The following is a 21,466-nucleotide window of genomic DNA, read 5'->3' as shown; positions in this document are numbered from 1 at the left end:
GATCTTGGTGACTACTTACGTTCGTCGCTGGGTGACGCGCGCCGCAATTAGCGGACGCGCGAGCCGGTGGCGAAGAAGTCGTGCAGGTCGTGCGCGAAGGTATCGAACTTGCTGATGGTCGCGCTGTTGATCTTGCTGAAGAAGTTGAAGGCGAACACGGCCGGGATCGCGACGAACAGACCGATCGCGGTCATGATCAGCGCTTCACCCACCGGGCCTGCAACGGCGTCGATCGAAGCGGAGCCGGTGGCACCGATCTTGATCAGCGCGCCGTAGATGCCCCACACGGTACCCAGCAGACCGACGAACGGAGCGGTCGCGCCGACGGTGGCCAGCAGGGTCATGCCCGACTGCAGCTTGTTGCTTTCGCGGGTCACGGCCTGACGCAGAGCGCGGTCGACGAACTCCGAACGGCTCAGGTTCTCACCCACGCCGCCGGTGGCGCCGCCTTCAGCGCGCTGGTGGTGGGCAGCCGCCTGGGCAGCGTCCAGGGCGATCTTGGAGAACGGCTCGGAAGCCGGCTGTTCTTCCATCGCACGGATGGCGTCCTGCGCGTTCGGGGTATCCCAGAACAGGCTGACGACGCGATCAGCGGCGCTCTTCAGGCGGGTGGCGCGGAAGATGTTGATGACGGTCCAGTACCAGGACATGGCCGACATGACGACCAGGGTCAGCAGCACGACCCAGGAAACCGCGAAATCACCCGGCTTGGTGGTCATTTCGTGGATCAGGTGCTCGAAGCCCATCTGCGACAGGGCGTTGGACGGATTGCCCCCGGCAGCAGCGGCGATGAAAATTTCCTGCAGCATGACGCTTACCTTTGTTGTGTGTGGTGATAAAGGGTGTAGCTAAGCTAAACAATCGAACTGGGAGCGGGGGTGGCCAGGTGGCCACCCGGACGCATCAGTTCAGCGCAAAGTTGACCGGGACGCGAACGCGACCTGCCGCCTTCTTACCGCCAGATTCAGCGGCGTTGAAGCGCCACTTGCGAGCTGCTTCCATCGCAGCACGGTCCAGGTCGCGGTTACGGCTGGACTTTTCCACCGTGACATTGGTGACGTTGCCGTTGGCATCGACATCAATGATCAGGATCACTTCGCCCTGGATACCCGCGCGGAAGGCTGCCGGCGGGTAACGCGGCGGATTCATGGCCTTCGAGGAGATATCCACGCTGGCCTCGATCGAGGTCGGCGGAGCCGGCGGCGCGGGCGGCGACGGCGGGGTGACGATATCGTTCGGACGCGGTTCCGGCACGTCCACGACCGGCGCCTGCGGCGGCGGCGGGACCGGCGACGGCTTCGGCGGCGACAGATTCTTCACCGGCGGTGGCGGAGTATCCTGCGGCGGCGGCGGCGGCGGCGGCGGTGGGGGCGGCGGCGGCGCGTCGACGATGGTCACCATGACGTTGCGCTCCTTCTCAGCCACGGCCTTGGGAGCCACGGCGGGGATCAGGAGCATCATGAACGCGGCCAGATGCAGGGCAATTACAAACGCGATGCCGACGATGCGAGGCCAGCTCAGCCCCTTGTCATCGGGTTGTTCGTACCGGTGAACGACTAGTTGTTCCGTCATGCGCCAAGAGCTCAATAGTGGGGCCGGGATGCCGGGGGCGGAATCCCTGATCAGCGGTGCATGACACCGCAGGAACCTCCAAGCTTATACCAATCCTGAGCGCCTGCGCATCAACTGAGCAGGCATTCAGGCGTTATTCCTACTTACTTCAGGTTGATGATTTTTTTTGCATCAGCCTGGTTCTTCACACCCTTCGCCAGCGCCTGCTGGGCGGCCTGCTTGGCCTCCGGGATGCGACCTTCGGCATGCAGGACGCGTGCCAGGTTCAGGTAGGTCTCACCGTCCTTGGACAGCGGGGCAGCCTTCTGCCACGCATCGATCGCCTGCGGCACCTGGTCGGAGTAGTAGTAGGACTGGGCCAGCGCCAGGTAGACCTGGTAATCCGGCTTCAGGATGCCCTTCTGCAACCCTTCGTTGATGACCGCGATGACGTCCTTTTCCTTGTGTTCGGTGTTGGCATAGATCGAGTACAGCTGCTTGTACTCGCGCTCTTCGGTGAGCTGGCCGCTGCTGCGCAGCTTGTCCATCACCGCAGCCGCCTTGTCCATCTGGTCGGCCTGCATGTACATGCTGGCCAGGTTCAGCTGGGCCTTCTTGTCGTTCGGGTTCTTGGCAGCCAGGGCCTCGGCTTCCTTGACCGCTTCACCGGACTGGCCGGCTTCGGACAGAGCCGCCATCAGCAGCTGGTTCCAGTTGTCCTTCGGTTCGGTCGAACCGGCGATGGCCTGCTTCAGCACCGGGATCGCTTCCTGGTAGCGCTCCAGCTGGTACAGCGCCTGGCCCTTGGCGATCAGCTCTTCCGGCTTGGTCGACTTGCTCTCGGCGAAGTACTTGTCCAGGGTCGCCAGGCCTTCGGCGGTCTGGTCTTCCTGCAGCTGCAGCTGGCCCAGCATCAGCATCGACTGGAAGTGCCCGTTGTTGTCCAGGCCGTTGAACTGCAGGACCTGCTTCAGGTAGGCCACGGCAGCCGGGGTGTCGTCGGTCTGGTAGGCGGCCTGCGAGGCCAGCTGCGCGGCCAGCGACTTGTCGTACTCGTTCGCGGCGCTGTCAGCCAGGATCGCGTCGGCCTGCGTGCGCGTCTCCGGGAACTTTTCCTTGTTGTAGCTGTCGATCATCTTCTGCAGCTTGCTGCCCAGCTTGGCCGATGCCTTGACGGTCGGCTCCTCGCGGGTCGCGTTCGGGTACAGCGCTTCGGCCTTGGCCTGCTTGCCGCCGCGGTTGCCACGCTCGGAGGAACGCGAGGACTGCGCGAAGGCATCGGTGACCACGGCGCCGGTCAGGGCGGTCGCGACGAGGACGGAAAGCACAGCTTTGTGGTTACGGAAAATCATCGTTCACCTCGATCGAACCGCCGGATAGCGGCAAAGTCGGACTGTCAGAAAAATCTGAGCCGCCAAACGTATCAGAAACAGATGGCGTGAGAAATCGTTTTATGTGCTGCAATACAGCATAGAACTGCGCACTCATCCGCACTTTGGCCGCAGCCCGGCCGCCTGCGCCTGCTGATAGACCGGCGTCAGTCCCGGTGCATCGCGTCGCAGTTCCTGGATACGGTTGGCTGGATCGGGGTGGGTGGACAGCCATTGCGGGCTGCGGCCGCCACTGGCGGCCATCATGTTCTGCCACAGGTCGACCGCCTGCGCCGGGTTGAAACCGGCCTGGGCCATCAGTCGCTGGCCGATCACGTCGGCCTCGCTTTCCTGGGTGCGTGAACCGGGCAGCAGGAAGGCGGTCTGCGCGCCCATGCCCCCGAGCTGGTTGACGGTGCTGGCAGCGCCTTCTCCGTAGGCCGCGCCGGCCAGCGCACCAAGCACGGCCAGCCCGGTCTGCGCACCCATCTGCCGGGTGATGCGCTCTTCGTGGTGGCGGGCGATGACGTGGCCGATTTCATGGCCGATTACGGCAGCCAGCTGATCCTGGTTTTTGGCGACGGTGAAGATGCCGGTGTTCACGCCGACCTTGCCACCGGGCAGGGCGAAGGCGTTGGGCTCCTTGTCGACGAACACGGCCGTCTCCCACCGTACGCCACGGTATTGAGGCGGCAGCTGCGCGACCAGGGCGTTGACCACGCACTGCACGTAACCGTTCTGGCGGCCGTTGGTGCTGATCTTTTCCTTCTGCTTGGTTTCGGCGAACGCCTGTGCGCCGAGCTGGTCCAGCTGCGCCTGCGACACCCCGCCCACCATCTGCCGACGGCCGGTAGGAGAGGTCGTGGTCGCGCAGGCACTGACCAGGGTGGTGATGACAAGGGCCAGCAGCAGTTGTTTCATGGATCCACCCCCGTGTTCATATGCGCAGTGTGTAGCGTAGCGGCTTAATCTTTCGTCAAGCGGACACGGCGTTACGTTGCCCCGAAGAACACAAGCGCGGCAAGCGCCACGCCGTTGTTCAGCGCGTGCGCGGTGATCGCGGCCCAGAGTGTGCCGGTGCGCTGGTACAGCCAGCAGAACGCGGCACCCATGCCGCCATAGACCAGCCACAGCTGCGCGATCTCGGCCGGGCCGTTGGCACTGGTGCCAGGGATTTCATGGATCAGGGCGAAAGCAAGGCTGCTCAGTACCACGCCCAGCCACGGGCGCCCGGCCTTCCACAGGCGGCCAAACAGCACGCGGCGGAACAGCAGCTCCTCGTAGGCCGGTGCCAGTACCACCGCGAACAGCACCAGGAACAACGGGAAGCGCGCGATCGCACTCTGCATCAGCGCCAGATTGGTGGGAACCGGCTCGATGCCGAACTGCTTGGCCAGGAAGGCGATGCCATTGCTGCCGAGCACGATCAGGGTCGCCACCAGCAGGGTCCAGCCCCAGGTGGAGGGACGGCGCAGCGCCTGGCGCGACGCGTGGCGCTCGGCGGCATTGGCCGGCCGTCGCCAGAAGTACAGCAGCAGCGCGGCGCCGCCGGTGGCAAACAGCGCCATGAGAATCTGCGCAAGCGCGCCCGGCTGGCCCAGTGACGCCGCTACCGAACTGGCGTCGGGGGCACCAGCGCCGGCCTGCGCGTTCGCGTAACCGACCACCACGCCACGGTACAGGCCCCATAGCAGGCCGCTGATCAGGCTCAGGCCAAACAGGGTGACAGCGGCGATACCCAGGTCGATGAAAAACCCCGCCAACGGCGAAACGGCACGCGGCGCGGCAGAAGCCGGCGGAACCGGGGGCGGAGCGGAAACCGGGGCGGATGCGGACATCAGGTACCTGCGTTCAAGAGTCGAAGGCCGGCGCGCCTCCCCGCGCACCGGCCGTGTCCCGATTGTGTCAGATATCCAGGTTTGCGACCTTTAGCGCGTTGTCTTCGATGAAGTCGCGACGCGGTTCGACGACATCGCCCATCAGCGTGCTGAAAATCTGGTCGGCAGCGACAGCATCTTCGATGCGCACCTGCAGCAGTCGACGGGTTTCCGGATTCACCGTGGTGTCCCACAACTGCTCCGGATTCATTTCACCCAGACCCTTGAATCGCTGGATCTGGCGGCCGCGCTTGGCCTCCTCGAGCAGCCAGTTCTGTGCCTTGGCAAAGCTGTCGACTTCGATCGACTTGGCACCGCGGGAAATGGTCGCGCCTTCGCGGACCAGACCGTGCAGCAGCTTCGATGCCTGGTGGATCGCGCGCAGTTCGCCGCTTTCGAAGGCCGACATCGGCAGCACCTGGATGTGCTGTTCGCCCATGTGGCGACGGGTCACCAGCACAGCGGCCGGGCGCTCATCGTTGGCGTCCTGCAGTTCCAGCGTGAAACGCGGGCTGCCCAGGCTGCCCTGGTTGAGACGCTTGGCCAGTGCATCCAGGCCCTCGCCTTCGCCGGCAGCGCGCAGGCTTTCCAGGTCCATCGGGACGAAGTCGACCAGCGCTTCAAGCAGGTTGCGGTCGTAGCGGTGTGCGTTGCGCTCGATCGAATCCAGCGCCGCCGCGTAGGCCAGCAGCAGCTTCTCCAGCGCCAGGCCTTCGATGCCGGGCTCGCCGGTGGCCGGCACCAGTGCAGCGTTTTCCACTGCGCTGCTGGCCAGGTAGCTGTCCAGCGCCGGGTCGTCCTTCAGGTACAGCTCCTGCTTGCCCTGCTTGATCTTGTACAGCGGCGGCAGGCCGATGTAGACGTAACCGCGCTCGATCAGCTCCGGCATCTGACGGTAGAAGAACGTCAGCAGCAGGGTGCGGATGTGGGCGCCGTCGACGTCGGCGTCGGTCATGATGATGATCTTGTGGTAACGCAGCTTGTCCGGGTTGTACTCGTCACGGCCGATGCCGGTGCCCAGCGCGGTGATCAGCGTACCCACCTGGTCGGAGGACAGCATGCGATCGAAACGCGCGCGTTCCACGTTGAGGATCTTGCCGCGCAGCGGCAGCACCGCCTGGTTCTTGCGGTTGCGGCCCTGCTTGGCCGAACCACCTGCCGAGTCACCCTCGACGATGAACAGTTCGGACAGCGCCGGATCCTTTTCCTGGCAGTCGGCCAGCTTGCCCGGCAGGCCCGCGATGTCCAGCGCGCCCTTGCGGCGGGTCAGATCGCGGGCCTTGCGCGCGGCTTCACGTGCACGTGCGGCATCGACGATCTTGCCGGCGATCGCCTTGGCTTCGTTCGGGTTTTCCTGCAGGAACTCTTCCAGGCGCGCACCGAAGGCGTTTTCCACCGCCGGGCGCACGTCGGAGCTGACCAGCTTTTCCTTGGTCTGGCTGGAGAAGCTCGGGTCCGGCACCTTCACCGACAGCACTGCGATCATGCCTTCGCGCATGTCATCGCCGGTCAGGTTGATCTTGGCCTGCTTGGCGATGCCGTTCTGCTCGATGTAGTTGTTGAGCACACGGGTCAGCGCACCGCGGAAACCGGCCAGGTGGGTACCGCCGTCCTTCTGCGGAATGTTGTTGGTGAAGCAGTACATCGTCTCCTGGTAGGAGTCGGTCCACTGCAGCGCCACGTCCACGACGATGCCGTTGTGCTCGCCGGTGACTGAAATGACGTTCGGGTGCAGCGGGGTCTTCAGCTGGGCCAGATGCTCCACGAAGCTGCGGATGCCGCCTTCGTAGTGGAAGTCATCGCGACGGCCATCGCCACGCTCGTCGGCAAGGACGATCTTGACGCCGGAGTTCAGGAACGACAGCTCGCGCAGGCGGCGGGCCAGGATGTCGTAGTGGAATTCCACGTTGTCGTGGAAGGCGACGGTCGACGGCCAGAAGCGCACGGTGGTACCGCGCTTGGTGGTGGCTTCCAGCTTGGCCAGCGCAGTCACGGCTGCGCCGTTGCTGAATTCCTGCTGGTAGTGGGAGCCATTCTGGAACACGTCCACCAGCAGCTTCTGCGACAGCGCGTTGACCACGCTGACGCCGACGCCGTGCAGGCCGCCCGAAACCTTGTAGCTGTTGTCGTCGAACTTGCCGCCTGCGTGCAGGACGGTCATGACCACTTCGGCCGCAGACACTTCGCGACCGAGCTTGGCGCTCATCTGCTCGTGCTTGCCGGTCGGAATACCACGGCCGTTGTCGGACACCGAGACCGAGCCGTCGGCGTGGATCGTCACTGCAACGTGGTCGGCGTGGCCGGCCAACGCTTCGTCGATCGAGTTGTCGACGACCTCGAACACCATGTGGTGCAGACCGGTGCCGTCATGCACGTCGCCGATGTACATGCCGGGACGCTTGCGGACAGCCTCCAGGCCTTCCAGGGCGGTAATGCTGTTGGCGTCGTAATTGCCGTTGTTTGCCGGGGTGTTCTGTTCGTCGCTCATTGCGCTTGCCGTAGGCTCCGCAGGTCGGGCACCGCTTGGGGCGATGCGCCGAGAATGAAAGGATTCCAACCCGAATTATACCAGCCGGGGTCGAGCGGCCCTGGTGTGCCCACTATGGCACAGCCACGATCTGTGCATGTTCCACGTGGAACCGGGCGATGTAGGTCATTTCCTGCAGCGCCGCCGGGGTTTCGGTGGCGGTGATGAAGATCTGTGCCGGCCCATTGAGCAGGCGCTCCAGTACCCGCGCCTGATGGGTGCGATCCAGCTCCGAGGCCAGATCGTCCAATGCGATCACCGGCCATTCGCCTCGCTGTTCCGCATAGTCCTCCGCCTGTGCCAACAGGCACGCCAACGCCGTCAGCTTGGCCTGGCCGCGGGACAGCGCATCACGACCTGGAATGCTGTGGAAATCCACACTCCAGTCCGCGCGGTGCGGGCCCACCGAGGTATACCCGGCCTGCCGGTCACGTTCCCGGGCCAGAAGCAGGGCATCGGCCAAGGGAAGCTCGTGCCGCCGCCAACCGGGGCTCAGCTCCAATCCCTGGATACCGAGCTGTGGAGCGAGGCTGGCGGCCAAGGCGACCGTGCGCTGCTGCAGACGCTCCAGGTAGTGCTGGCGGCGGCTGGTCAGTGGTTCTCCTGCCTCGGCCAGCTCGTGATCCCAGGTATCGAGCATCCGCGATGGCCCGCCCTGCTTGAGCAGGGCATTGCGCTGCTTCAGCGCCCGGGAATAGCGACGCCACAGGGACAGAAAATCCGGTTCCACGTGGAACAAGCCCCAATCGAGGAAGCGGCGGCGGGGTTCACCACCACCACTGACCAGTGCATGGCTCCCGGGCTCGAACGTCACCACGGCCAGCGCTGCGCAGAGACTACCCAGCTGTGCGACATCCTCGCCGTCCAGTCGACCCTTCCAGTCCTGACCACTGTGGCGCAGGCCGGCTTTTCGGCGGTGGGGCGGGTGAAGGGCACGCTGTTCGTCCCATTCCACGAAGATTTCCAGCGCTTCCTGGCCCTGGCGTACCAGACCGTCGCGCACCCGGCCACGGAAGCTGCGGCCATAGGCCATCAAGTGCAGGGCTTCGAGCACGCTGGTCTTGCCGGCACCGTTGTCGCCGGTCAGCAGGTTCAATCCCGGCTGGGGCGACAGGTCCACCGCACTGAAGCGACGCAGTTGATGCAAGGCGAGGCGGCGGATCTGCATGGGGCGCGAAAGACCATCCGCACAAGGCGGTAGAGGGGCAGGGAATCCATCAGCTTACTGCATCGGTCAAGCCAGCCGTGCCGCGCCAGACATCGCCACTGTGCTGAAGCCTCTGTCTGGCAACCCTACGCGTGTTCCACGTGGTGGCGCTCCCTCACCTGGGCTCGCCTGGGTCTGGATGCGCCCGGGAATCCTTGAATTCTGAGCGGCGGCGCAGGGTACCGGACCTCAGATTTCAGCGATTTCAGCCTCATTCCGCGAGCATCGCCAGGTGCCCCGACGGTGGTTTGCGCGAACACCGCGCAGATTTCTTGAAATCTGCGATGCGATGCCCTGTAGGGTTCCACAGATTTCAAGGAATTCGAGCCCGCCGTTTCACGCTGTCCACAGCAGGTCTGTATGACTTATACACAATGTATGGGCAAGCTGTGGATAAAAAAGCCCTTTTGCCCGGCCTGCGAAACTATCCACAGGTTCCCCCCCAGCCTGAGGGGCCTCTATACAGGGGGTTTCAGTTGCATAAATCTTTTAAAAATCAATTAGATAATGAATTTTTCCACGAAATCTGGGCCTACCATCACCACCATGCTTTAGATTTATACCCAAATTTAGAAGCTAGGCCGACCCCGATCCGACCCCAACGAGACCTGTGGACAGTGGCGTCTGCAGATGAAGCAACCGCAGCGTTGCGACCCACGATCTGCTACACCCCTCCGGCAAGTTCGGGGAACGTGCATCAGGCTGAAGACCCAGAACGGCATACTCGATCGAAAGCGGCTGGACAGCGCCCAAGCTCACAACCTGGATTCCAATCGCTCAGCACCGATTGCATCAGAAGGGCAGCCAGGATCAATCGGCAACCAGCGATCTCAAGGAAGCCATTCACCCACACCTGGAGATCCGGCCATCGCGATGCTCCACGTGGAACCTGCAAAAAAAACGCCCGGGAAGATCCCGGGCGTCGTTCGGTTCCACGTGGAACAGGCTGCCGTCAGAGACGCAGCGGCATCACCACATGGCGCGACTTCTCGCTGCTGGATTCACGCACCAGCGCCGAGGAGTTGGAGTCGCGCAGCTGGATGATGACTTCCTCGTCGCGCAGGGCGGAAAGGGCATCCAGCAGGTAGTTCACGTTGAAGCCGATGGCCAGATCGCTGACCGTGGTGTCGGCTTCGATCTCTTCCTGGGCTTCTTCCTGCTCCGGGTTGTGCGCGCTGATCTTCAGGTTGCCCGGCGAGACTTCCACGCGGATGCCGCGGTACTTCTCGTTGGACAGGATCGCGGCACGCTGCAGCGAGGCACGCAGTGCTTCGCGATCAACCTTCACTTCGCGGTCGGCACCGATCGGAATCACCGCTTCGTAATCCGGGAAACGGCCGTCGATCAGCTTCGAGGTGAAGGTGACATCGTCGCGCTTGACGCGGACGTGGCTGCGGCCGACTTCCAGCTCGATCTCGCGATCGCCGCTCTCCAGCAGGCGCTGCAGTTCGGTCACGCCCTTGCGCGGCACGATGATCTGGCGCTTGGAACCACTGGGCTTGGCCAGGTCGGTTTCACACAGCGCCAGGCGGTGGCCGTCGGTGGCGACGGTACGCAGCGCATCGCCGCGCAGATCGAACAGCAGACCGTTGAGGTAGTAGCGCACGTCCTGCTGGGCCATCGCGAACGCGGTGCGTTCGATCAGTTCCTTCAGGGTCGCTTCGCCGATGGCCACGCGCTCGGTGGCTTCCACTTCGTCAACCGACGGGAAGTCGTTGGAGGGCAGGGTGGCCAGGGTGAAGCGGCTACGACCGGCCTGCACGGTGATCTTGTCACCGGTCTGCGAGACGGTGATCCGGCTGCCGTCGGGCAGGGCGCGGATGATCTCGAACAGCTTGCGGGCGGGGATGGTGGTTTCGCCGTCCTGGGCATCTTCAACCGCGATCCGCGACACCATCTCCACTTCCAGGTCGGTACCGGTCAGCGACAGCTGGCCGTTCTGCACCTGGACCAGGAAATTGGCCAGAACCGGAAGGGTCTGGCGGCGTTCGACCACGTTGACGACCTGTGCCAACGGCTTGAGAAAGGCTTCGCGCTGCAGTGTGAAACGCATGTGGTTCCGTGCCCCTATGCTTTAAAAAATGTGGAATAAATCAAAAGCTTGGTGGTGCTGGTAGAGACAGAATCGCTGGAAAACAACGCTAAGTCTTTGTAAATAAAAGGATTTCAGGCCTCGAAACCCTCTGTATTACCGACCCCCAGGGGGTGGGGAAAGCTGTGGATAAATTCGACGCGATTTCAGACGCCATTTTTATCCACAACGTGTCCCGCGCTTGCTACCGGATTCTGCACCGTTTTGTGCGATGACGCCTCATCGGCATCCGTGCATCATTCGCTCAACTTCCGGATCAGCTTGTCCCAGTCCTCGCGGAGCTTGCCGTCGGTTTCCATCAGGGTCCGGATCTGGCGGCAGGCATGCAGCACCGTGGTGTGGTCGCGACCGGCAAAGGCGTCGCCGATCTCGGGCAGGCTGTGCTCGGTCAGTTCCTTGGTCAGGGCCATGGCGACCTGGCGCGGGCGTGCCAGCGAGCGGGTCCGACGCTTCGACAGCAGATCCTTGATCTGCAGGCCGTAGTAGTCGGCAACGGTTTTCTGGATGTTGGGAATGCTGATCGCCTGCTGCTGGGCGCGCAGCAGGTCGCGCAGGGTTTCCTGGGCGAATTCGGTGGTGATCGCGCGGCCGGTGAAATTGGCGCGGGCGGTCAGGGTATTGAGCGCGCCTTCGAGGTCGCGCACGTTGGAGCGCATCTTCTTGGCGATCAGGAACGCAACATCATCGGGAATCTCGGCACCGCGTTCGCGTGCCTTGGCCAGCACGATCGCGGCGCGGGTCTCGAAGTCCGGCGGTTCGATCGCGACCGACAGGCCCCAGGCAAGCCGCGACTTCAGGCGCGCTTCCAGGCCCTCGACTTCGCGCGGATAGCGGTCGCAGGTCAGGATGATCTGCTGCTTGCCATCGAACAACGCGTTGAAGGTGTGGAAAAACTCTTCCTGGGTGCGGTCCTTGCCGGCGAAGAACTGGATGTCATCGATCAGCAGCGCGTCCACCTGCTGGAACTGGCGCTTGAACTGATCCATGGTCTTTTCCTGCAGGGCCCGGATCATCGCGCTGAAGAACTGTTCCGAACGCAGGTACAGCACCTTCGCGCCCGGATTGGCCTGGCGCATGGCGTTGCCGGCGGCGAACATCAGGTGGGTCTTGCCCAGGCCGGTGCCCCCGTACAGCAGCAGCGGGTTGTGCGCGCGGTCGCCCGGCTTCTGCGCCGCCTGGAAGGCGGCGGCCAGGCCCAGCTGGTTGCTGCGGCCTTCGACGAAGTTGGCGAACGTGTAGTGGTTGTCCAGGTTGCCGGCGAACGGCACCTGCGGTTCGCTGGACACATGCGCCGACGGCGTGGAAACCGGCGCGTTCTGCGCCTCCACGGGACGCGGGCGCGAGCCGATTTCAAGAAAAACGTCGCTGAAACCGGCGAAATGGGCCAGCAGTTCGCGGATCCGGGCCAGGTACAGCTCGCGGACCTGGTCGACGATGAAGGCATTCGGTGCATACAGCACCAGGCTGTCCACGCGCAGATCGGCCTGCAGCGGCTTCAACCAGGTATGAACGTCTTCCGGCGGGAACTCCGCTTCGAGGCGCTCGAGACTACGGGACCAGGCATCCATCAGCAATAATCGTCCGGTGGCCGGGGCATGGACGCGACAAGGCGCCCAAACACAGGCCGGAAAGGGGGGAAATGGATGGCTCAGACTACCACCGAGCGCCCGCCTTCGGAATGCTTGTCCCCTACTTATTCACAAAAACATCCACAGCTATTGCACAGCCCAGTGAATTCGCGTAGCTGCCAGGGGTTGACTTGGGGCGGGGTACCTCTCTAGAATTTCCGGTTCTTTCCGTCCCATTCATACGAGAGGCCCCCAATGGCCACGAAGCGCACCTACCAGCCCAGCAACCTCAAGCGTAAGCGCGACCACGGCTTCCGTGCCCGTATGAAGACCGCTGACGGCCGCAAGATCCTGTCGCGTCGCCGCGCCAAGGGCCGCAAAGTCCTGAGCGCCTGATTGCCATGCCGCACATCGCGGCAGACGCAATCCCTTCGACAGTGAATACTGCAGACCCGCGCAAGCGATTCCCTCGCTCTGCGCGGGTTCGCACGCGTGCCGAATACTCAACGGTCTTCAACGGCGCCCGCCGTGTGTCCGATCCGCTGATGACCCTGCACTGGCTGCCGGCTGACCGGCCGGCCAGGCTGGGTCTGGCGGTTTCCCGCAAGGTTGATCCGAACGCCGTCGGGCGTAACCGGATCAAGCGCGTCCTGCGCGACATCCTGCGTCAGACACGTACCGACATCCAGCCAGGCGACTTTGTCGTCGTGGCTCGAAGTGCTGCGCGTTCCGCCAGCAACGACGAGATCCGCCAGGCCTTCCTGCGCCTGCTGCGTCGCCTGCGTGCATTGCCCACGCCGGGCGTGGACGGCACAATGCCGCCGCCTGATGGCATCGCAACTCCTTCTTTGACCGAGCCGGCATCGCGTCCCGGCCCCGCCGAGCCTGTCCGCTGATGAACCAGACCCGCGTATTCCTCATTTTTGCCTGGCTGATGGTGGCCGTGCTGCTGTGGATGGAGTGGAGCCGTGAAAAGGCTGCTCCGACCCCGGCACCGACGACCACGTCGGCCCCGGCCGCCGCACAGAGCGTTCCGGGCGCAACCCCGGGCGCCATCCCCAGCGCCCAGGTGCCGGGTGCCCCCGGCCAGGCCGCCGTGCAGGCCCAGGCCAGCGCCACCCCGGCCAGCCAGCGCGTGACCGTCACCACCGACGTGCTGCGCCTGGTGCTCGACGGCGGCCGCGTGCTGGATGCCGAGCTGCTGCAGTTCCCGCAGACCAAGGACGAAGGCAGCCCGCCGGTCCGCCTGCTGACCGAAGACCCCGCGCACCCGTACAGCGCGATCAGTGGCTGGGCCAGCGAAGACAAGAACACCCCGGTCCCCGGCGCCGACGGCTTCAAGCTGGTCGGTGACACCAAGGACTTCGTGCTGGCCAAGGGCCAGAACGAGCTGCAGATCCCGTTCGTGTGGACCGCCGACAACGGCGTGACCATCAAGCGCACGCTGACCGTCTCGCGCAACGAGTATGCCGTGCGCTTCAAGGATGAAGTCAGCAACGCCGGCGCCGCGCCGTGGAACGGCTACGTCTACCGCACCCTGGACCGCACCCCGACCATCCTGTCGCGGAGCATGACCAACCCGGATTCCTTCAGCTTCAACGGTGCCACCTGGTACGACAACGACAAGAAGTACCAGCGTCGTGCGTTCAAGGACTACCTGGAAGACGGCACGCTGAACCAGAACATCACCGGCGGCTGGCTGGCGATGCTGCAGCACCACTTCTTCACCGCCTGGATCCCGCAGAAGGACCAGACCGCACACTACGTGCTGTCGCAGGTGGCCGGTCGTGACCTGATCGAAGCGCGTGGTCCGGCCTTCACTGTGGCCCCGGGCCAGTCCACCAGCACCGAAGCCCGCCTGTGGGTCGGCCCGAAGCTGGTCAACCTGATTGCCAAGGAAGACGTGCCGGGCCTGGACCGCGTGGTCGACTACAGCCGCTTCTCGATGATGGCGGTGATCGGCCAGGGCCTGTTCTGGGTGCTGAACCAGGTGCACAAGCTGGTCGGCAACTGGGGCTGGGCGATCGTCGGCCTGGTGGTGCTGCTGAAGCTGGTGCTGTACCCGCTGTCGGCGACCCAGTACAAGAGCGGCGCCAAGATGCGTCGTTTCCAGCCGCGCATCGCGCAGCTGAAGGAACGCTATGGCGATGACCGCCAGAAGTTCCAGACCGCGATGATGGAGCTGTACAAGAAAGAAAAGATCAATCCGATGGGCGGCTGCCTGCCGATCCTCATCCAGATGCCGATCTTCTTCGCCCTGTACTGGGTGCTGGTGGAATCGGTCGAACTGCGCCAGGCGCCCTGGTTCGGCTGGATCCAGGACCTGACCGCACGCGACCCGTACTTCATCCTGCCGGTGATCAACGTGGCGGTGATGTGGTTCACCCAGAAGCTGACCCCGGCACCGGGCATGGACCCGATGCAGCAGAAGATGATGCAGTTCATGCCGCTGGTGTTCGGCGTCATGATGGCCTTCATGCCGTCCGGCCTGGTTCTGTACTGGGTGGTCAACGGCGGCCTGGGCCTGCTGCAGCAGTGGTGGATGACCAAGCGCCATGGCGGCGAGCCGGTCCCGGCCACCACCGCCCCGGCCCCGGTCAAAAAGAAGTAATCCGACCGGCAGGTCGCCGGCTTTGTAGAGTCGACCTTGGTCGACTGCCATTGAGCCCCGACCGACCCGCAGAAGCCCGCCGCAAGGCGGGCTTTTCGCATGCGGCGTTAGAATCGCCGGCACACCGTTCCTCCATCCATCGAGTCCGCCATGCCGCGTGCGTCGTCGTTCCGCCTGTTCCTGCCCTCGCTGTTGTTGACCCTGGTCGTTGCCGGCTGTGGCGACAAGGACGCGAAGGCACCGGTAACCGGCGTGACCCAGCCCAGCGCGCAGGCCGCGGCCGCCGCCGACCCGGCCGCCGCGCCGTTGCTGGCTGCGCTGCAGAAGCAGCTCGACGGTTACCGTCGGATCATCGTGCTGCTGGCCGACGAAGAACAGCAGTCGGCCGCCGACCGCGGCACCTCCACGCGTGTGGGCCAGCAGCTGTTCCATGATGGCCTGGAGCAACGTACGGCCATCGCCGCGCAGTTCGACACCCTGCTGCGCGGTTCCAGTCCGCAGCGCTTCGCCACCCTGGGTACCGTGCTGGACTACATCGAGTCCGCGCCGGAACTGTTCGATGCCGACCGCCTGGCCTTCCGCGAAGTGCTGCGTGATCTGCATGAGCGGGTCGGTACCGATTCGTCGCTGCCGGCGGTGAAGCTGCACCAGCGCATCGGCGAGGACCTGGAGGCGCTCGACGAGATCGAACGCAACTACAACCAGGAACTGACCCGCATCTTCAGCCGCTTCGAGCGCACCCGCGCCATCGAGCTGAAGCGCGAGAAGTGGGACGATTACATCGCGCACCTGCACAAGGACTACAGCCGCGAAGCGATCCTGCGCGACTACGGGGTGATCGAGCCGTACCCGATGTCCATGAAGGACAGCGACCGCGAAATCTTCGGCCGCGACCTGCCGGCCAAGACCGTGGTGCTGACCTTCGACGATGGCCCGCACAAGGCCTACACCGATGAAGTGGTGGCCATCCTCAAGCGCTACGACGTGCCGGGCGTGTTCTTCGAAGTGGGCCGAAACCTGGGCAAGGTCGAGGCCGATGGCAAGGTCAGCCTGGGCCCGATGGCGAAGATCAGCCGCAACCTGATGGAAGAGGGCTATGCGGTCGGCAACCACAGCCTGACCCACGCCCAGCTGTCGCGCACCACCGGGGATGCGCTGCGCCAACAGGTACTCGACACCGACACGCTGCTGAAGGACGTGGACAGCAAGCGCGCGCCGCTGTTCCGCTTCCCGTACGGCGCGCGCAACGCCGAAGGCCTGCAGCTGCTCAACGAGGCCGGGCTGAAGTCGATCATGTGGAACATCGACTCGATGGACTGGGCCGACCCGGTACCGGAGTCGATCGTGCAGCGCGTGCTCGACCAGGTGAACAAGGAACAGCGCGGCATCATCCTGTTCCACGACATCCACGATCGTGCGGTGAAGGCGCTGCCGCAGATCCTCGACCGGCTGATCGCCGATGGCTACCAGTTCGCCGGCTGGAATGGCCGCGACTTCACCGTCGCCCGTGCGCGAAAGGGCGACGCCGGTGCCGCCACCGTCACCACCGGCTACGAGAAGTCGTGGGCGATCGTGGTCGGCATCGACACCTACGCCAAGTGGCCGAAGCTGGAATACGCCAGCCATGATGCTCAGGCAGTGGCCGATACCTTGACCGGGCAGTTCGGCTTCCCGTCCTCGCAGGTGATCGTGCTGAAGAACGAGCAGGCCACCCGCAACAACATCCTGGCCGCCTTCCACGACCGCCTGGCCGATGACCGCACCGGCAAGAACGACCGCGTGTTCGTGTTCTTCGCCGGCCATGGCGCGACCCGCCAGCTCGCCTCCGGGCGCGACCTCGGCTACATCATTCCGGTCGATTCGGATCCGAAGGAATTTGCCACCGACGCGATCGCGATGACCGACATCCAGAACATCGCCGAAAGCATGCAGGCCAAGCATGTGATGTTCGTGATGGATGCCTGCTACAGCGGCCTGGGCCTGACCCGTGGCGGTCCCTCGTCGTCGTCGTTCCTGCGCGAGAACGCGCGACGCAGCGCGCGGCAGATGCTGACCGCCGGTGGTGCCGACCAGCAGGTGGCCGATGCCGGCCCGAACGGCCATTCGGTGTTCACCTGGGTGCTGCTGCAGGCGTTGGCCGGCAAGGGCGACCTCAACGGCGACGGCCTGATCACCGGTACCGAACTGGCCGCCTACGTGGCGCCGGCGGTCTCGGCGGTCTCGCACCAGACCCCGGCCTTCGGCAGCCTGCCCGGTTCGCAGGGCGGCGAGTTCGTGTTCCAGGTGCCGGACAGCCAGGAATTCCTCAACGCCGATACGCGCCAGCTGACAGCCGATGCGATCGCGCTGAACAACAAGGTGGATGCGGCCAGCGAGGCCAAGGGCAGCCAGGTACCGGTGACCGTGGCCGACCTGCAGGGTGGCAAGGCCAAGCTGGTGGTGCCCACCGCCGGCCCGGCGTCCGACCGCCAGCGCGCGCAGCAGGCCAATGACCGTGGCCTGCAGCTGTACCGCGAGAAGCAGTACGACGAAGCGGTAGCCCAGTTCACCGAGGCGCTGAAGCTGCGCCCGGACTTCGCCCAGGCCGCCAACAACCTCGGCTTCGTCTACTACCGCCAGCAGCGCTATGCCGAAGCGGCGCGCTGGCTGGAGAACACACTGAAGATCGACCCCTCGCGCGCCGTGGCCTATCTCAACCTGGGCGACGCCTACTTCAACGCCGGCGACAAGGCCAAGGCCAAACAGGCCTACACCACCTACCTGGCGCTGCAGCCGCAGGGCAGCGGCGCGGCCCAGGCGCGTGCGCAGCTGGAGAAACTCTGAGCCATGAACGACGCGATCCGCACCGACACCATCGTGGCCATAGCCAGTGCGCCCGGCGCCGGCGGTGTCGGCCTGCTGCGCCTGTCCGGCCCGCGCGCTGCAGCGATTGCCAATGCGCTGGGTGCACCTGCACTGCGTCCGCGCCACGCGCACTACGCGCGCCTGCGTGATGCCGACGGCGAGGTCATCGACGATGGCATCGTGCTGTGGTTCCCGGCACCGAACAGCTTCACCGGCGAAGAGGTGGTGGAGCTGCAGGGCCATGGCAGCCCGGTGCTGCTGCAGCAACTGGTCGCGCGCTGCATCGCGCTCGGTGCGCGCCAGGCGCGCCCGGGTGAGTTCAGCGAACGGGCGTTCCTCAACGGCAAGCTCGACCTGGCCCAGGCCGAGGCCATCGCCGACCTGATCGCCGCGGGCGACAACCGTGCCGCGCGCGCTGCGCGCCGTTCGCTGGATGGTGTGTTCTCGCGCCGCATCGACGCCGTGGTCGAGCAGCTGGTGCTGCTGCGCATCCACGTGGAAGCGGCCATCGACTTCGCCGACGAACCGCTGGACACGCTCGGCGGCGCGCAGGTGCGGCGTGGGCTGGAACAGGCGCGCGCTGATCTTGCCCTGCTGCGTCGTGATGCCGAGCGCGGCCGTCGCCTGCGCGATGGCCTGCATGCGGTGCTGATCGGGCCGCCGAATGCCGGCAAGAGTTCATTGCTCAATGCGCTGGCCGGCAGCGAACGCGCCATCGTCACCGACATCGCCGGCACCACCCGCGACACCCTGCGCGAGACCATCCGCCTGGACGGCCTGGAGCTGACCCTGGTCGACACCGCGGGCCTGCGCGACGGTGGCGACGCCATCGAACGCGAAGGCATGCGCCGCGCGCATGTGGAAATCGAACGCACCGACCTGGCGCTGATCGTGCTGGATGCGCGCGATCCGGCTGCGGGTGAAGCGGCGCTGGGCGATGCCGTGGCGGCGGTGCCGCACAAGGTCTACATCCACAACAAGTCAGACCTGCTGACGGCGCTGCCGACACTGGACGATCCGGATCGGGTGTTCGTTTCGGCGGCCACCGGCGCCGGACTCGAAGATCTGCATGCGCGCCTGCGTTCGATTGCCTCGGCCGGGGCAGGCGAGCAGGTGGACGGCGAGTTCTCCGCACGCACCCGCCACGTCGATGCGATCGAGCGCGCGCAGGAACACGCGCAGCGCGCCGATGGCGAGCTGGCGCATGAGCACCTGGAACTGGCCGCCGAGGAACTGCGGCTGGCGCATGACGCGCTGGGTGAGATCACCGGGCAGATGAGTGCCGATGACCTGCTGGGAAGGATCTTCTCCAGCTTCTGCATCGGCAAGTAAGGTCGGGGCCAGATCCCCGAAGGGATCTCTGACCCCGTCATCGATCAATCGCTCGGCTCATGCTCTGGCAGGCGCCAACCTTCGCCCTGGCAGGTGCCAACCTTCGCTCTGGTAGGTGCCAACCTTGGTTGGCACAGGGCGTCCGGGGTCATGGACGCCGGCTGGCAGAGCGCCGACCAAGGTCGGCGACTACCGGATCCATGAGGTCCCCCGCCTGTCACATTGCCGCCGCATACTGGCGCCCATCACATACCGCTTGGGGAAGTCGCAGTGAAGTCGTGGGGTTGTGCGTTGCTGTTGTCGCTGGCCGTGGCACCATCGGTGGCCATGAGTGCTGAATCCTCCACCCCGGCCGCGCACAAGGTGTCGGTCTATGGCCATCGCGGGGCGAGCGCGTTGCTGCCCGAGCACACCCTGGCCGCCTATGCGCAGGCGATCGCCGATGGCGCCGACTACATCGAGCCGGACCTGGTGATGACCAGGGACGGAGTGATGGTCGCCCGCCACGAGAACGAGATCAGCGGCACCACTGATGTGGCCTCGCATCCCGAATTCGCCAGCCGCCGCACCAGCAAGGTCATCGACGGGCAGAAGGTGGACGGCTGGTTCACCGAAGACTTCACCCTGGCCGAGCTGAAGACGCTGTACGCGCGCGAGCGCCTGCCGGAACTGCGCAGCACCGCCTATGACGGCCAGTTCCGCATCGCCAGCCTGGACGAGATCCTCGCATTCCTTGTCCAGCAGGCCGGGCGTGCCAACCGTGGCATCGGCCTGGTGCCGGAGATCAAGCACCCGACCTACTTCCAGTCGATCGGCCTGCCGATGGAAGACAAGCTCCTGACCGCGCTGCGTGGCAATGCCTATACCAACGTCGGCCCGGTCACCATCCAGTCGTTCGAGACCGCCAACCTGCGCTACCTGCGCGGCAAGATCCCGCGCGGCAGCAACATCCGCCTGCTGCAACTGCTGTGGAAGGGCGACACCCAGCCGGCCGACATCGCCAAGGCCGGTGGCAAGCTGACCTACGCGCAGATGATGACGCCGGCAGGACTGAAGGACATCGCCAGCTACGCCGACAGCATCGGCCCGGAACTGCGCTCGATCATTCCGCTGGACGCCAAGGGCGCGCTGAGCACTCCGACCACGCTGGTACAGGACGCACAAGCAGTGGGCCTGATGGTGATTCCGTATACCTTCCGCCCGGAGAACCATTTCCAGGCCAGCAACCTGCGCAAGGGCGCCGACAACGCGCGCAATGCCGAGGGGTCGGTTGCCGAGATGCGCGCCTATCTGGCCACCGGCATCGATGCCTTCTTCACCGACGACCCGGCACTGGGCCGGCAGGCGGTGGATGGCATGGGCGCGGCGGGGAATGCGGCGAACTGACCGGCCAATGCCGCCGGGCATGGCCCGGCGCTACCGGATGTGACGGAATGCTCTGGTAGTTGCCAACCTTGGTTGGCATGCAGCGGGAGCGCCGACCAAGGTCGGCCACTACCGGTTCATGAGGTTGCCGGCCAGCGGCCGGCACTACCGGGGCGTTTTCTTCAGCCGCGCGGGTCTTCCGGGAATGCGGCGAACTGACGGGCTCTGGTAGATGCCAACCTTGGTTGGCATGCAGCGGGAGCGCCGACCAAGGTCGGCCACTACCGGGTCATGAGGTTGCCGGCCAGCGGCCGGCACTACCATCGCTCAACCGCGCGGCTCGTCCGGCCGGCGGAACGGGATCACCACGTAGTCCTGGCCCTCGCGCGGCTGCCACAGCACCGGCACGCGCTGCGGTGACGGCGGTTCCAGCTCGTCGTCGGCCAGCGGTTCGGCCTCGTCTTCTTCGTCTTCCCAGCTGTAACGCGGGCGCGGCGGCAGCGGGTCGGCATTGCGGAACAGCAGCGCGGCGATGATGCCGGCGAAGGCGCCGCCCATGTGCGACTGCCAGGACACGCCGTCGGCGTGCGGCAGGATGGTCATCAGCATGCCGCCGTAGAACAGCATGCCGATCAGGCCGGTGGCGATCGCCGCACGGTCACGGCGCAGCAGGCCGAGGCTGGCCAGCAGGAACATCAGGCCATGGGTGACGCCACTGGCGCCCAGGTGCACGCTGCCCGGATTGCCCAGCATCCACGCGCCGATGCCCGAGCCCAGCCACAGCAGGGGCAGGGCGCGCACGGTGGCTTTTGGGTAGACGCTGCCGGCCAGCGTGCCGAGGATCAGGATCGCGATGCTGTTGGCGGCGATGTGCTCGACCGAGGCATGCAGCATCGGGCCGCCGATCAGGCCGAGCAGGCCCTTGGCTTCCAGCGGCGCGACCGCCCACGGTCGCCAGTCGAAGGTGCCCTGCAGGGCGAACACGGCCACCAGCACCAGCACGGCGGCCAGGCTGACATTGAACGCCCGCAGGATGCGTGAGCGGTCATTGCGGAGCGCCGGCGCGTCGCCAGCGGGCAGGGGCGCGTTGTTGTTCATACCTCAGCAATGGCGGTGGTTGGC

The 21,466-nt window shown here is 65.1% G+C and carries 16 protein-coding genes; 6 read left to right on the top strand and 10 right to left on the bottom strand.

Features of this window, described 5'->3' with window-relative positions:
- Positions 1–47: 47 nt before the first annotated feature.
- The 9 genes from exbB to dnaA all read right to left on the bottom strand — a co-directional run bounded on the left by exbB (position 48) and on the right by dnaA (position 12,192).
- Positions 48–809: a TonB-system energizer ExbB gene (exbB, locus tag ACX9OT_RS06930; protein WP_004132614.1), complete on the bottom strand. Its 762-nt coding sequence runs from the start codon at positions 807–809 to the stop codon at positions 48–50.
- Between the two features lie 94 nt (positions 810–903).
- A complete protein-coding gene (locus tag ACX9OT_RS06925) occupies positions 904–1,572 on the bottom strand; it encodes an energy transducer TonB (protein WP_049420917.1) in 669 nt (222 codons plus the stop codon).
- Between the two features lie 143 nt (positions 1,573–1,715).
- Positions 1,716–2,903 carry a tetratricopeptide repeat protein gene (locus ACX9OT_RS06920; RefSeq protein WP_049462891.1) on the bottom strand — a complete coding sequence of 396 codons (1,188 nt, stop codon included), beginning with the start codon at positions 2,901–2,903 and terminating at the stop codon, positions 1,716–1,718.
- Between the two features lie 132 nt (positions 2,904–3,035).
- Positions 3,036–3,842, bottom strand: coding sequence for a M48 family metallopeptidase (locus tag ACX9OT_RS06915; protein ID WP_277779119.1), 807 nt, complete (start codon positions 3,840–3,842; stop codon positions 3,036–3,038).
- Positions 3,843–3,913: 71 nt separating this feature from the next.
- On the bottom strand, positions 3,914–4,759 hold the full coding sequence (locus ACX9OT_RS06910; protein WP_049399023.1) for a CPBP family intramembrane glutamic endopeptidase: 846 nt from the start codon (positions 4,757–4,759) through the stop codon (positions 3,914–3,916).
- Between the two features lie 67 nt (positions 4,760–4,826).
- Positions 4,827–7,286, bottom strand: coding sequence for a DNA topoisomerase (ATP-hydrolyzing) subunit B (gene gyrB / locus ACX9OT_RS06905; RefSeq protein ID WP_032128508.1), 2,460 nt, complete (start codon positions 7,284–7,286; stop codon positions 4,827–4,829).
- Between the two features lie 112 nt (positions 7,287–7,398).
- Positions 7,399–8,493 (bottom strand): DNA replication/repair protein RecF, encoded by a 1,095-nt coding sequence (recF, locus tag ACX9OT_RS06900; RefSeq protein ID WP_277779120.1) that lies wholly within the window; start codon positions 8,491–8,493, stop codon positions 7,399–7,401.
- 991 nt (positions 8,494–9,484) lie between these two features.
- On the bottom strand, positions 9,485–10,585 hold the full coding sequence (gene dnaN / locus ACX9OT_RS06895; protein ID WP_005411731.1) for a DNA polymerase III subunit beta: 1,101 nt from the start codon (positions 10,583–10,585) through the stop codon (positions 9,485–9,487).
- Positions 10,586–10,860: 275 nt separating this feature from the next.
- Positions 10,861–12,192 (bottom strand): chromosomal replication initiator protein DnaA, encoded by a 1,332-nt coding sequence (dnaA, locus tag ACX9OT_RS06890; protein WP_005411730.1) that lies wholly within the window; start codon positions 12,190–12,192, stop codon positions 10,861–10,863.
- A gap of 255 nt (positions 12,193–12,447) precedes the next feature.
- Between dnaA and rpmH the strand changes: the two genes are divergently transcribed.
- The 6 genes from rpmH (at position 12,448) to ACX9OT_RS06860 (ending at position 20,365) form a co-directional block, all read left to right on the top strand.
- Positions 12,448–12,588 carry a 50S ribosomal protein L34 gene (rpmH, locus tag ACX9OT_RS06885; RefSeq protein WP_005411729.1) on the top strand — a complete coding sequence of 47 codons (141 nt, stop codon included), beginning with the start codon at positions 12,448–12,450 and terminating at the stop codon, positions 12,586–12,588.
- Positions 12,589–12,593: 5 nt separating this feature from the next.
- Positions 12,594–13,088, top strand: a complete 495-nt coding sequence (gene rnpA / locus ACX9OT_RS06880) for a ribonuclease P protein component (RefSeq protein WP_021203275.1) — start codon at positions 12,594–12,596, stop codon at positions 13,086–13,088.
- A complete protein-coding gene (gene yidC / locus ACX9OT_RS06875) occupies positions 13,088–14,803 on the top strand; it encodes a membrane protein insertase YidC (RefSeq protein ID WP_049399025.1) in 1,716 nt (571 codons plus the stop codon). The genes rnpA and yidC overlap by 1 nt, the downstream gene beginning before the upstream one ends.
- A gap of 150 nt (positions 14,804–14,953) precedes the next feature.
- On the top strand, positions 14,954–17,626 hold the full coding sequence (locus ACX9OT_RS06870) for a polysaccharide deacetylase family protein (RefSeq protein ID WP_277779122.1): 2,673 nt from the start codon (positions 14,954–14,956) through the stop codon (positions 17,624–17,626).
- A gap of 3 nt (positions 17,627–17,629) precedes the next feature.
- Positions 17,630–18,979, top strand: coding sequence for a tRNA uridine-5-carboxymethylaminomethyl(34) synthesis GTPase MnmE (mnmE, locus tag ACX9OT_RS06865; protein ID WP_277779123.1), 1,350 nt, complete (start codon positions 17,630–17,632; stop codon positions 18,977–18,979).
- A 270-nt stretch (positions 18,980–19,249) separates the two neighbouring features.
- Complete coding sequence (locus tag ACX9OT_RS06860) at positions 19,250–20,365, top strand: glycerophosphodiester phosphodiesterase (protein WP_277779124.1); 1,116 nt, start codon at positions 19,250–19,252, stop codon at positions 20,363–20,365.
- A 306-nt stretch (positions 20,366–20,671) separates the two neighbouring features.
- Here the strand turns inward: ACX9OT_RS06860 and ACX9OT_RS06855 are convergent, their stop codons facing one another.
- On the bottom strand, positions 20,672–21,442 hold the full coding sequence (locus ACX9OT_RS06855) for a rhomboid family intramembrane serine protease (protein ID WP_049462900.1): 771 nt from the start codon (positions 21,440–21,442) through the stop codon (positions 20,672–20,674).
- Positions 21,443–21,466 lie beyond the last annotated feature (24 nt).

Source organism: Stenotrophomonas genospecies 3, assembly GCF_054473855.1.
Note: the sequence above shows the minus strand (reverse complement) of the source record. Positions and strands in the feature narration are given on the sequence as shown.